The following is a 12370-nucleotide window of genomic DNA, read 5'->3' on the forward strand; positions in this document are numbered from 1 at the left end:
CGCGGCGTCTACAGGATGAAGCCGAACAGCGGGCTGTCCGGCGGGATGGGCTCGATGTGCGGGGGAGCCTCCTGCATCCGCTTGAGCAGCGCGGGCAGGTCGTCCGGCGAACCCAGCTCGATGCCGACCAGGGCCGGGCCGGTCTCCCGGTTGGAGCGCTTGGTGTACTCGAACAGGGTGATGTCGTCGTCCGGGCCGAGGACGTCGTCGAGGAACCGGCGCAGCGCGCCCGGCTCCTGCGGGAACTCGACGAGGAAGTAGTGCTTGCGGCCCTCGAAGACCAGGGCGCGCTCGACGATGTCGGCGTAGCGGGAGACGTCGTTGTTGCCGCCCGAGAGCAGGCAGACCGTCGTCGCGTCGCGGGGGATGTCGAGCCGGTCCAGCGCCGCGGGGGACAGCGCGCCCGCGGGCTCGGCGATGATCCCGTCGGACTGGTAGAGCGCGAGCATCTCGACGCAGATCCGGCCCTCGGGCACCGCGAGCAGCTCCACGCCCGCGTCGCGCACCACGTCGAAGGTGGCCGCGCCGACCTTGCGCACGGCGGCGCCGTCGACGAACGGGTCCAGCGACCCCAGGTCGACCGGCTCGCCCGCGGCAACCGCCGCCGCCATGCTCGCCGCCCCGGCGGGCTCGACGCCCACGATCCGGGTCGACGGCGCGTGCTCGCGCAGGTAGGTGATGGCCCCGGCGAGCAGTCCGCCGCCACCGACCGGCACGACCAGCACGTCCGGCGGGTCGGCCAGCTGGGAGAGGATCTCGCGGGCGATCGTGCCCTGGCCCGCGACGGTGCGCGGGTCGTCGAAGGCGGGTACCTGGGTGGCACCGGTGGACGCGGCGTCGGCACGGGCGGCCGCGGCGGCCTCGTCGTAGGTGTTGCCGACCACCCGCACCTCGACGGCGTCACGGCCCAGCCGCGCGACCCGGTCCCGCTTCTGGCGCGGGGTCGTGCCGGGCAGGTACACCCGCCCGGTCACGCCGAGGCGCTGGCAGGCGAACGCGACGCCCTGGGCGTGGTTGCCGGCGCTGGCGCAGACGACGCCGGCGAGACGGTCGGCCTCGGGCAGCTGCGCGATGAGGTTGTAGGCGCCGCGGATCTTGTACGAACGGACCGGCTGCAGGTCCTCGCGCTTGACCCAGACCTCGCCGCCGAGCGCGTCGGACAGGCGGGGGTTGAGCTGCAGCGGGGTCGGGCCGATGACGGCGCGGAGCCGGGCCGCCGCGTCGTCGACGTCCCGGGCGCTCACAGAGGGGGTCACGGTCGACCAGGGTGTCATGACCCCCGGCCGGGGCCGCCGCTCACCCCAGGCGCAGGGTGACCCGCTCGGACTCCGCGCGGCGGTCGAGGGCCGCCGGGTCCCCGGCCGCGTTCACGGTCTGGACCAGCGACGCCCCCGCCGCGAGGACGGCGAGCAGCCCGTCGCGCAGGCCGTCCGCGCTGTCCCAGCCGGTGCTCGACAGCACCCGGGCGCCCGCGGTGATGCCGAGTGCGTCCGCACGCTCCCGGGCCGCCGCGAGGACCTGCTCGCCGCTCGCGCCGTCCCAGGCCGGGGCCGCGCCGTCCACCGGGTCCCACGGGACGAACTCGTCGCCGTGCACCCGCACCTCGGTCGCGAAATCGACGGTGCCGCCGGGGAGGTCGCCCAGGCCGCGGCCGAAGAAGTCCAGCGAGAACGCGACGACCGTGCCCGCCCCGGCCGCGAGCGCCACGTCGAGCCGCGCCGCGTCGGCGAGCACGACGTCCGCGCCCGCCGGGTCGCCGACGAGCTCCGCGCCGCAGGACCACACGGCCAGCAGAGCGGCGACGGTCTGCCAGTGCGCGGGCAGCAGCGCCGCGACCCGGGTGCCCGGCTCGACGTCGACCTCGTCGCGCAGCAGGTTCGCCGCCTTCGCGGTCCAGTTCGCGGTGGTCGTGCCGGACAGCTCGGTCCGCTCGCCGGTCGCGTCGTCGTAGTGGGTGACCAGCGGTCGCGGGGCGGCGGCGCCGAGCGCCGGGCCGAGCAGTGCGTCGGTGAGGAACAGGCCGGAGCCGAAGACGGTGTCCATCACGCCGGAACGCTACGTCAGTCGATGCAGGGGACCCCGCCCGCGGTGATCGGCGGGGTCGAGGGAGCCGGGGCGGCGGCGGGCGCGGCCGCCGCGGCGGCCGACCGGCCGCCGTTCGCGCGGTCGGTGCCGAGCAGCACCTGGACCCGGCCCTGGGCGACGGCGTCGGACTGCTCGACGCCGATGCCGCCCAGCGCCTCGGCGACCCGGCGGGCGGCGGCGTCGCCGTCGGCCTGGCTGTAGCGGACCACCGAGGTGGTGCGGTCCGGGGCGTTGCCGACCTCGCCGGGGGTGAACCCGTTGCGGCCCAGGGTGTCGGCGACCTGTGCGGCCAGCCCGGTCACCCCGGACCCGTTCGCCACGTCGGCCACGACCGGCGCCGCCGCCTCCGTGGAGGTCGCGGCCGCCTCCTCGGGCTCGGGGTCGGTGTGGTGGGCGACGAAGTCGCGGACCTCGGCGGGGTCGACGAGCAGCACGTCCTTGCCCCGGGTGGTCTCCGGGCCGCCGGTGGGGATGGTCAGGAAGTCCATCCTCCCGGCCGCGATCGACGACGCCTCGCGGGCGAAGCCGAGCAGGTCCCAGCCGCTGTCGATGACGACCGACTGCTGGATCACCTCGATGAGCGCGCCGAGCTTGGTCGGGTCGGTGAGCGTGCCCGAGGACAGGACCTTGTTGGCGACCGCGGCGAGGAACACCTGCTGACGGTTGATACGCGACAGGTCCCCGCCGGCGAGCCCGTGCCGCTGCCGGACGAACGCGAGCGCGTCGGCACCGGAGATCGTCTGCGGGCCCGCGGGGAAGTCGGCGCCGGAGAACTCGTCCCTGGCCGGGGCCTTGAGACAGACGTCGACGCCGCCGACGGCGTTGGTGAGGTTGTAGAAGCCGAGCAGGTTGACCTCGGCGAAGTGGTCGATGGCCAGCCCGGTGAGGTCCTGCACGGTGTCGATCAGGGCCTGCCGACCGGCCTGCGACGAGTCCTGGTCGATCTGCCGGGGGTCGCGCACACCCTCGGCGACCAATCGGGACGCGGCCTGCGCCTTCGTCTGCGGGTAGGCGGCGTTGATCTTGTTGCGGCCGATCCCGGGGATCGACACCTCGGAGTCGCGCGGGATGGAGAACGCGGTCGCGCTGCCGCCGTCGGCGGGCAGGTGCACGACGATGATCGTGTCGGAGTTGAGGACGCCGGACTCGGCGCCGCTGCGCAGCTGGGCCAGGACGTCGGCCGGCAGCGGGTTGCCCTGCGCGTCGGTACGGCTGTCCACGCCGACCAGCAGGATGTTCTGCTCGCCGCCCGCGGAGCCGCCGAACAGCAGGTTCGTCGTGGTGATGCCGCCGGTGACGTCGCGGTAGAGGGTCCACACGGCGCCGGTGAGCAGCACCGTCAGCGCCGACAGCACGGCGACGGCGAGCTGCAGCCGGGCCAGCAGCCCGCGGCCCCGGGGCGGTCGTCCGCCGGTGCGCCCGCCCCGCACCGGGTACGGGGGGTGCTCGTCGGGGCCGGTCGCGGTCCCGGCCCGGGTCCAGCCCGCGGAGCCCGCGGGGCGGCCGCGGGCGGCGCCGGTGTCCGGGCGGACCCGGGGCGAGCGCCACCGGTCGTCGGGGGCGGCGGGGCGGCCGGAGCGTCGCGCGGCGGCGCGCTCGGCGGCCGACGGGCGGGAGCGGTCCCGGTAGCCCTCGCCCATGCTCGCTCCCCTCGGGGTCCGTCTCGTCCGCGCCGCCGCGTCTCACCCGGACGGGGGAGTCCGGTGAACCGGAGCGCGGCCCGTGCGTCTCTGGGACCGGACACCCCGGTCGGGGACCAGGGTGCAGCATTCGGGCCCGCGCCGTGGGTCGTACGGGCCTGCGTGTCGGGTTGCTCGCCCGGTCGTCGTAGGGGGTCGGGACTTGAGGGTGACGCACGGGTACGACGTGTCGTCGCTGCTCGGGGGCGGTCCGGATGTTGAAGTGAGAGTGTCGCAATCATGGTCGCGGTGACGGAGTGTGATCTTCGCGGGCGCGAACGGGCGGTGCCGGACGGAGCCGCCGGGCACGGGCGTGCCCGTGCTGACTAGGTTGCGGGACATGCGCGGGGTGGACGAAAAGGACGGGGAGGTCACGTGACCGACGACGCACGGTCCTACGGCGACGGGGTCGCCGTCGTCACGGTGACCTACTCGCCGGGCGCGCTGCTGGACACCTTCCTCGACTCGCTGCAGGGCGCGACGGCCCGCACGGACGTGCCGGTCGTCCTGGCCGACAACGGATCCGTCGACGGCGCCCCCGAGCGCGCGGCCCGCGAGCGCGACCACGTGACGTTCCTGCCGATCGGGGAGAACGTCGGCTACGGCGCCGCCGCCAACCGCGGCGTGGCCTCGCTGCCCGACGGATACGGCTGGGTCGTCGTCGCCAACCCCGACCTGGAGTGGGGCGCCGGGTCGCTGGACACCCTGCTCGACGCCGGCCGTCGCCACCCCCGGGCCGGGTCGCTCGGCCCGCTGATCCGCGAACCGTCCGGCGAGGTCTACCCCTCGGCGCGCGAGGTGCCGTCGCTGACGGCCGGGGCGGCGCACGCCGTGCTGGCCCCGGTCTGGCCGGGCAATCCCTGGACGGCGGCCTACCGGCGCAGCCGCGAGGACCTGACGGAACGCGCGGCCGGCTGGCTGTCCGGATCGTGCCTGCTCCTGCGGCGCACCGCGTTCGACTCCGTCGACGGTTTCGACCCGCGCTACTTCATGTACTTCGAGGACGTCGACCTGGGGATGCGGCTGGATCTCGCCGGATGGCGAAACGTGTACGTCCCCGATGCCGATGTCGTACACGTGGGCGGAGCGTCCACGGGCAAGCCGGAGGTGTCGGCACGGATGCTCGCCGAGCACCACCGCAGCGCCTACCGCTACCTGGCCGACCGCCACCGCGGTCCGGTGCACGCTCCGCTGCGTGCGGCCCTGCGCACCGGCCTGGCCGTGCGCTCGGGTCTGCTGCGGCGGACCGGCTGAGCGCGAACGAGAAGAAGGAACCTGAGGGGGAACCTGCATTGCAGGACGTCGAGGCGGTCGTGCTGGTCGGGGGCAAGGGCACCCGGCTGCGGCCACTGACCCTGTCGGCGCCCAAGCCGATGCTGCCGACGGCGGGGGTGCCGTTCCTGGCGCACCTGCTGTCGCGGATCCGCGAGGCGGGCATCCGGCGGGCGGTGCTGGGCACGAGCTACCTGGCCGAGACCTTCGAGGAGCACTTCGGCGACGGCTCGTCGCTGGGGCTGGACCTCACCTACGTCACCGAGACCGAGCCGCTGGGCACCGGCGGGGGCATCCGCAACGTGGCCGGCAAGCTCTCCGCCGAGCACGTCATGATCTTCAACGGCGACGTGCTGGCGGGCACCGACCTGACCGCCGTCGCCGACACCCACCGCAGCACCGGTGCCGACGTCACGCTGCACCTGGTGCGGGTGCAGAACCCGCGGGCCTTCGGCTGCGTCCCCACCGATCCGACCGGCCGGGTGCTGGAGTTCCTCGAGAAGACCGAGGACCCGCCGACCGACCAGATCAACGCCGGTTGCTACGTCTTCCGCCGCGAGGTCATCGACACCATCCCCGAGGGCAGGCCGGTGTCGGTGGAGCGCGAGACGTTCCCCGACCTGCTCGCCTCCGGGGCCCACGTGCAGGGCCACGTCGACGTCGCCTACTGGCGCGACATGGGCACCCCCGGCGACCTGGTGCACGGCTCGGCGGACCTGGTCCGCGGGGTCGCGCCCTCGGCGGCGCTGCCTGGGCCGACCGGCGAGTCGATGGTGCTGGAGGGGGCCGAGGTGGCCTCCGACGCGTTCGTGTTCGGCGGGACGACCGTCGGCCGCGGCGCCCGGATCGGCTCCGGCGCCCGGGTCGAGGGCTCCATGCTGTTCGACGGCGCGGTGGTGCAGGCGGGCGCGGTCGTCGAGAACTCGGTGATCGGGGCCGGTGCGGTCGTCGAGGAGGGCGCGAGCGTCCGCGACACCGTGGTCGGCGACCGGGCCGTGATCGGCGCGCACTGCGAGCTGCGGCACAACATGCGGGTGTGGCCGGGCGTCACGCTGCCGCCCCACGGGGTCCGGTTCTCGCCCGACGTGTGACCATCGGGGGCGTGGACACGGCCGCCGTGGTGGTGGACCGGGAATGGCGACCGCCGTTCCCGCTCGACCTGTACGGCGTCCTCGCCCCGCTGCGCCGCGGCCGCGGCGACCCCACCTGGCGCACCGCCGTCGACGGCGCCGTGATCTGGCGGGTCTCGACGACGCCGGCCGGCCCGGCCACCGTCGCGATCCGCCGCCGCGCCGACGGCGGCCCGCACGGCACCGTGCGCGCGACCGGCTGGGGGCCGGGCGCGGCCTGGGAGATCGACCGGCTGCCGTCGCTGCTGGGGGCCGACGACGACCCGTCGGCGTTCGTGGCGCACCACCCGCTCGTCGCCGACGCGCACCGGCGCCGTCCCGGGCTGCGGCTGGGCTCCACCGGCCGGGTCTGGGACGCGCTGCTGCCCGCCGTGCTGGAGCAGAAGGTCACCGGCACCGAGGCGCACCGCTCGTTCCGCGAGCTCGCGTGGCGCTTCGGGGAGCCGGCGCCGGGGCCGGCCGGGGTGGTGCCCGCCGGCATGCGGGTCCCCCCCACGCCCGAGCAGATCCGGGCGGTGCCCGAGTGGGAGTGGCATCGGGCCGGCGTCGACCACGCCCGGCGGACGGCGATCCTGCACGCCGCCGTCGTCGCCCACCGGCTGGAACGGGCCGCCGAGCTGGGCGGGGAGCAGGGCCGGGTGCTGCTGCGCCGGGTCCGCGGCATCGGGGTGTGGACGGCCGCGGAGATCGCCCAGCGCGCCTGGGGCGACCCGGACGCGGTCAGCTTCGGCGACTTCCACGTGCCCAACACCGTCGGCTGGGCGCTGCTCGGCCACGACCTCGACGACGCCGGGATGCTCGAGGTGCTCGCCCCCTACGCGCCGCAGCGCCAGCGCGCGGTCCGCTACATCGAGGCGTCCGGATTCCGGCGTCCCCGGTTCGGGCCCCGCTTCTCCCCGCGCGACTACCGCTCGCTCTGACCGACGTAGGGTCGCCGTGTGAAGGTCACCGTTCTGGTCGGCGGCGTCGGCGGAGCCCGCTTCCTGCAAGGCGTGAAGCACGCGCTCGGACTGCCCCCCGTGGGGTCGGGAGAGTCCGCGCACGAGGTCACCGCCGTGGTCAACGTCGGCGACGACATCTGGCTGCACGGGCTGCGGGTCTGTCCGGACCTCGACACCGTCATGTACACCCTCGGCGGCGGCATCGACGTCGAGAAGGGCTGGGGCCGCTCGGACGAGACGTGGTCGGTCAAGGCCGAGCTGGAGGCCTACGGCGCCGAGGCGACCTGGTTCGGGCTGGGCGACCGCGACGTCGCCACCCACCTCGTCCGCACCCGGATGCTGCGTGCCGGCTACCCGCTGTCCCAGGTCACCGAGGCGCTCTGCCACCGCTGGCAGCCCGGGGTGCGGCTGCTGCCCGCCTCCGACGACCGCGTCGAGACCCACGTCGTGATCGACAACCCGGACCCGGCCGCGGTGGAGGAGACCCCGCAGGTCGCGATCCACTTCCAGGAGTGGTGGATCCGGTACCGGGCCGCCCCGAAGGCGTACCGCTTCGCCTCGGTCGGCGCCGACCAGGCCGCGATCCTGCCCGACGCCCGGGCCGCGATCGCCGGGGCCGACGTCGTGCTCGTCGCCCCGTCCAACCCGGTGGTGTCGATCGGCACGATCGTCTCGGTCCCCGGGATGGCCCAGGCCCTCGCGGCGACGCCCGCGAAGGTCGTGGGGCTGTCCCCGATCGTCGGAGGGGCGCCGGTGCGGGGCATGGCCGACGCGTGCCTGACCGCGATCGGCGTCGAGACCAGCGCCGAGGGCGTGGGCCGGCACTACGGCGGCCGCGGCGAGGGCGGCCTGCTCGACGGCTACCTGGTGCACACCGGCGACGCCGCGACCGTGCCCGGCGCGACCGTGCGCGAGGTGCCGCTGCTGATGACCGACCACGACGCGACCGCCGCCATGGCCCGCGCCGCGTTCGAGCTGGCGGGCGTCGGTGTCTGAGGGTTTCCCCGACCACGCGGCGCAGCGGCTGGAGATCATCGGAGTCCCGGGGCTGCCGGAGTTCCGCCCCGGTGACGACCTCACCGCCGCGCTGGCCGAGCGGATGACCTGGCTGCGCGACGGCGACGTCGTGGTGGTCACCAGCAAGGTGTTCTCCAAGGTCGAGGGCAGGCTGGTGCCGGCCCCCGCCGACGAGGAGGAGCGCGACGCGCTGCGCCGCAGGCTGGTCGACCAGGAGACCGAGCGGGTGGTGGCCCGCAAGGGCCGGACGCTGATCGTGGCCGGGAAGCTCGGCATCGTGCAGGCCGCCGCGGGCATCGACGGCTCCAACGTCCGCCGCGACGAGCTCGCCCTGCTGCCCGCCGACCCGGACGCCAGCGCGGCCGGGCTGCGCGCCGGGCTGCGGGAGCGGCTCGGGGTCGAGGTCGGCGTCGTCGTCACCGACACCCTGGGGCGCAGCTGGCGGGTCGGCCAGACCGACATCGCGATCGGCTCGGCCGGACTGCCGGTGCTGCACGGCTACTCCGGCGCCGTCGACGGCCAGGGCAACGACCTGGTCGTCACCGAGATCGCCGTCGCCGACGAGATCGCCGCGGCCGCGGACCTGGTGAAGGGCAAGCTCGGCGGGCTGCCGGTCGCGGTGCTGCGCGGCGCGGCCCTGCCCGACGACGGCTCGACCGCCCGTGACCTGATCCGGCCGATCTCCGAGGACCTGTTCTGGCTGGGCACCGAGGAGGCGATCGCCCGCGGGCGCGGCGAGGCGGTCCTGCTGCGTCGCAGCACCCGGGACTTCGCCGACGAGCCGGTCGACGCCGACGCTGTGCGCCGCGCCGTGGGCGTCGCGCTGACCGCGCCCGCGCCGCACCACAGCTCCCCGTTCCGGTTCGTGTGGCTGCGTGACGCGGCGCGGCGCACCGCGGTGCTCGACGCGCTGCGCGAGCGCTGGCGCGCCGACCTGGTCGCCGACGGGCGCCCGGCCGACGAGGTGGAGCGTCGCCTCGCCCGCGGGGATCTGCTGCGCCGCGCCCCGGAGCTGGTCCTGGCGTTCCGGTCCACCGCGGGGATGCACGGCTACCCGGACACGGCCCGGGCCGCCGCCGAGCGGGACATGTTCACCGTCGCCGGCGGGGCGGCGGTGCAGTCCCTGCTGGTCGCACTGGCCGCGGAGGGGCTGGCGTCCTGCTGGGTCGGCTCGACGATCTTCGCCGCGGACGTCGCCCGCCGGGTCCTGGACCTGCCCGACGACTGGGCGGCGCTCGGTGCGGTCGCCGTCGGCGTGCCGGTCGAGCCGATCGCCCCGCGCGCGCCCCGGCCGGCCGGCGACGGCCTGCTGGAGCTGTGAGCCGTGGTGGCCACGGCGACGGCCGCCCGCGAGCTGGGCGCCTGGACACCGCGCGACCCCGGCCAGCGGGCCCTGCAGCACGCGCTGCTGGCCTTCCTCGACGCGCGCCCCGACGACGCCTGCGACCGCTCCTGCGTGCCCGGGCACCTCACCGCGTCGGCGCTGGTGCTCGACGCGGGCGGGGACCACACGCTGCTGACCCTGCACCCGCGGGTGGGCCGCTGGATCCAGCTGGGCGGGCACTGCGAGCCGGGCGACGACTCGCTGCGCGCCGCGGCGCTGCGCGAGGCCACCGAGGAGTCCGGGATCGACGGCCTGGAGATCGACGAGCACCCGCTGCACGTCGACGTCCACCCCGTCACCTGCTCGCTCGGGGTCCCGACCCGCCACCTGGACGTGCGCTACCTGGTGCGCGCCCCCGCGGGCGCGACGCCGCGGATCAGCGACGAGTCGCTGGACCTGCGGTGGTGGCCGGTGGACGCGCTGCCCGCCGACGACGACACCGTCGCGACGATGGTCGCCGCCGCCCGCTGAGCCGGGCTCAGAGGTCGCGCCAGAAGAACATCGCGGAGTAGCCGAGCCGGAACAGCTCCTGGTCCCCGCCGGCGGCGCCGAACAGCAGCTGGGTGGCGGCGAAGAACAGCGCACTCACCCCGGGCACGAACAGCAGCAGGGCGAGCAGCACGAACGGTGCCCAGGGCCGGACCCGCTCGCCGAGGCTCCGCGCCGACGCGGACAGGTACGGCTCCAGCGCCCCCCAGCCGTCGAGGCCGGGCACGGGCAGCATGTTCAGCACGAACGCGATGATCTGGAAGTACGCGAGCGCGGACAGCCCGGCCGCCACCGGCAGCGGCATCCCCGGGAACGCGGCCACCGTGATGATCAACACGACGCCGAGGGCCAGGTTCGCCGCGGGGCCCGCCAGCGAGACCGCGCTGCGCCGGGCCCGCGACCGCAGCGCCCACTGGTTGATCCACACCGCTCCGCCGGGCAGCGGCAGCCCGCCGATCAGCAGGATGATCAGCGGCAGCACCAGGGACAGGCCGGGGTCGGCGTAGCGCCGCACGTCGAGGGTCAGGTAGCCCTTCGCCGCGACCGAGGTGTCCCCGCCGCGATAGGCGGTGACGGCGTGCCCGTACTCGTGCAGGCACAGCGACACCACCCAGCCGCCGAGCACCAGGACGAAGATCCCGGAGGTCGCCAGGACCCCCGATCGGGTGGGGACGGCGGCGGCGGCGAGGACACCACCGAGAAGGGTGACGCCGAGGATCAGCAGGAACCAGGGGCTGATGCGGCGTGTCAGGGACGGCACGTACCCATACTCCATGTCGGAGGAAACGCCCGCGCGCGACCCTTCACTCAATCGGCAGAGCCGGCTTGCACAGAGCGAGTGTCAGCGCTGTACTTACAGCGGTGTCATTCGCCGGTGCGTTGCGGGGAGGTGGGCGAGTGGACGACGTCGAGGGGTTCATGCGGATGCTGCGGCCGGTGGGGGCCGAGCCGATGGGCACGGTCGAACGGCCCGATCACGAGATGGCCGACTACGACCAGGTCGCCCAGATCCTGGACCTGAAGGGCCTGCTGGACGACGGTTCCTCCGAGGAGGTGCCGGACTGGCAGGAGCGTGCGCTCTGCGCGCAGACCGACCCGGAGGCGTTCTTCCCCGAGAAGGGCGGCTCCACCCGTGAGGCCAAGCGCATCTGCTCCGGCTGCGAGGTCCGGGCCGAGTGCCTGGAGTACGCGCTGGCCCAGGACGAGCGTTTCGGCATCTGGGGCGGGCTGAGCGAGCGGGAGCGCCGTCGCCTCCGCCGCGCCGCCGTCTGAGACTCCGCGGGGGAACAGGAACACGAGGGCCGGTCGCCGTCACGGTGACCGGCCCGTCGTCGTCCCCGGGCCGTGTCGTGCCGCGGGGGCCTCAGCCACCGTCGACGGCGTCGGGCTCGATGTTGAGGTACTCCGCGACCTGCTCGACGAGCACCTCGTGCACGAGGTCGGCGAGGTCCTCGCCGTTGCGGGCCCTGGCCTCGAGCGGGCGGCGGTAGAGCACGATCCGCGCCCGGGTCGGCATCCCGGCGGAGTCGACCCCGGCCGGCACGAGGTGGGCCAGCGGGACGCCGACGTCGGCCAGCACCCCGGTGCCCCACACGATCTCGTCGGGCGAGGTGCGGTCGACCGACGGCACGTCGTCGACGGCGAGGTCGAGGTCGACCAGCTCCGGGCCCCAGCGCGCCTCGATCGGTTCGAGCGCCTCCAGCACCTTCGCGTCGAAGCGTTCGGCGCGGGTGCGGAAGGCCGGCGTCGACACCGGGTACATCAGGCCGCGCAGGCCGCGTCCTCGCCGGTCCCGCCGGCGCGGGCTGCGCGGCGACCGGCGGTCGTTCTGGGGACGAGCGGTGGGCACCAGGGCATTCTAGGACCCCCGCGCCCCACCGGGGGGTGACCCGCGACCGCGGCGGGCGGACCGTCCGCCGAGCGGGGTGCGCGTCGCAGTACGGCGGCGGGCCCGTGACGGGCTATCGTCGGCGATGTGTTGAGTGTGCGGAGATGTTCACGGACGGGCTGCACCGAGCTCGCCGTCGCCACGCTCACCTACGTCTACGCCGACTCGACCGCCGTCGTCGGCCCGCTGGCCACGCAGGCCGAGCCGCACTCCTACGACCTCTGCACCGGGCACGCGCACAACCTCACCGCCCCCCGCGGGTGGGAGGTCGTCCGGTTCGAGGGCGAGTTCGCCCAGCCCCAGCACAGCGGCGAGGACCTCACCGCGCTCGCCGACGCCGTCCGCGAGGCGGGCCGGGTGGACCGGCCGGTCGAGGTGGTCGCACGGCCCGGTGGCACGGGGCGGCGCGGCCACCTGCGGGTGCTCCCGAAGCCCGAGGACGGCTGAGCAGCCCCACGGGGTGAGGAGACCTGCGCGGACGGGTG

13 protein-coding genes are annotated in these 12370 nt (G+C 75.4%); 8 read left to right on the forward strand and 5 right to left on the reverse strand.

Annotated elements, in window-relative coordinates:
• Window positions 1-8: 8 nt before the first annotated feature.
• The 3 genes from ilvA to KPF22_RS06715 are packed head-to-tail and all read right to left on the reverse strand — an operon-like array spanning window position 9 to window position 3725.
• The gene (ilvA, locus tag KPF22_RS06705; RefSeq protein ID WP_244326554.1) at window positions 9-1274 is read right to left on the reverse strand and encodes a threonine ammonia-lyase IlvA; all 1266 of its coding nucleotides are present in this window, start codon (window positions 1272-1274) and stop codon (window positions 9-11) included.
• A gap of 22 nt (window positions 1275-1296) precedes the next feature.
• Window positions 1297-2043, reverse strand: coding sequence for a TIGR03089 family protein (locus KPF22_RS06710; RefSeq protein ID WP_224402387.1), 747 nt, complete (start codon window positions 2041-2043; stop codon window positions 1297-1299).
• 17 nt (window positions 2044-2060) lie between these two features.
• A complete protein-coding gene (locus KPF22_RS06715; protein WP_224401497.1) occupies window positions 2061-3725 on the reverse strand; it encodes an LCP family protein in 1665 nt (554 codons plus the stop codon).
• A 414-nt stretch (window positions 3726-4139) separates the two neighbouring features.
• Between KPF22_RS06715 and KPF22_RS06720 the strand changes: the two genes are divergently transcribed.
• Genes KPF22_RS06720 through KPF22_RS06745 form a run of 6 tightly spaced genes read left to right on the forward strand, consistent with a single transcriptional unit; the run spans window position 4140 to window position 9979 of the window.
• Window positions 4140-5018, forward strand: coding sequence for a glycosyltransferase family 2 protein (locus tag KPF22_RS06720; protein ID WP_208821702.1), 879 nt, complete (start codon window positions 4140-4142; stop codon window positions 5016-5018).
• Window positions 5019-5056: 38 nt separating this feature from the next.
• A complete protein-coding gene (locus KPF22_RS06725; RefSeq protein ID WP_224401498.1) occupies window positions 5057-6127 on the forward strand; it encodes a sugar phosphate nucleotidyltransferase in 1071 nt (356 codons plus the stop codon).
• Window positions 6128-6138: 11 nt separating this feature from the next.
• Window positions 6139-7086 (forward strand): DNA-3-methyladenine glycosylase, encoded by a 948-nt coding sequence (locus KPF22_RS06730; RefSeq protein ID WP_224401499.1) that lies wholly within the window; start codon window positions 6139-6141, stop codon window positions 7084-7086.
• A gap of 18 nt (window positions 7087-7104) precedes the next feature.
• Window positions 7105-8103: a 2-phospho-L-lactate transferase gene (cofD, locus tag KPF22_RS06735; protein ID WP_062397568.1), complete on the forward strand. Its 999-nt coding sequence runs from the start codon at window positions 7105-7107 to the stop codon at window positions 8101-8103.
• Entirely contained in the window at window positions 8096-9445 is a 1350-nt protein-coding gene (locus tag KPF22_RS06740) for a coenzyme F420-0:L-glutamate ligase (protein WP_208821696.1), read from the forward strand. Before cofD ends, KPF22_RS06740 begins: the two co-directional genes overlap by 8 nt.
• A 3-nt stretch (window positions 9446-9448) precedes the next feature.
• Window positions 9449-9979: an NUDIX hydrolase gene (locus KPF22_RS06745; protein ID WP_224401500.1), complete on the forward strand. Its 531-nt coding sequence runs from the start codon at window positions 9449-9451 to the stop codon at window positions 9977-9979.
• Window positions 9980-9986: 7 nt separating this feature from the next.
• Here the strand turns inward: KPF22_RS06745 and KPF22_RS06750 are convergent, their stop codons facing one another.
• A complete protein-coding gene (locus KPF22_RS06750) occupies window positions 9987-10757 on the reverse strand; it encodes a site-2 protease family protein (protein WP_224401501.1) in 771 nt (256 codons plus the stop codon).
• Between the two features lie 221 nt (window positions 10758-10978).
• Here KPF22_RS06750 and KPF22_RS06755 point away from each other — a divergent pair, with 221 nt between their 5' ends.
• A complete protein-coding gene (locus KPF22_RS06755; protein WP_083658828.1) occupies window positions 10979-11269 on the forward strand; it encodes a WhiB family transcriptional regulator in 291 nt (96 codons plus the stop codon).
• 91 nt (window positions 11270-11360) lie between these two features.
• Here the strand turns inward: KPF22_RS06755 and KPF22_RS06760 are convergent, their stop codons facing one another.
• Complete coding sequence (locus KPF22_RS06760; RefSeq protein WP_174525520.1) at window positions 11361-11846, reverse strand: metallopeptidase family protein; 486 nt, start codon at window positions 11844-11846, stop codon at window positions 11361-11363.
• Window positions 11847-11981: 135 nt separating this feature from the next.
• Between KPF22_RS06760 and KPF22_RS06765 the strand changes: the two genes are divergently transcribed.
• A complete protein-coding gene (locus tag KPF22_RS06765; RefSeq protein ID WP_020627719.1) occupies window positions 11982-12332 on the forward strand; it encodes a DUF3499 domain-containing protein in 351 nt (116 codons plus the stop codon).
• The last annotated feature ends 38 nt before the right edge of the window (window positions 12333-12370 follow it).

Source organism: Pseudonocardia sp. ICBG1034, assembly GCF_020131375.1.
Lineage (GTDB): Bacteria > Actinomycetota > Actinomycetes > Mycobacteriales > Pseudonocardiaceae > Pseudonocardia > Pseudonocardia alni.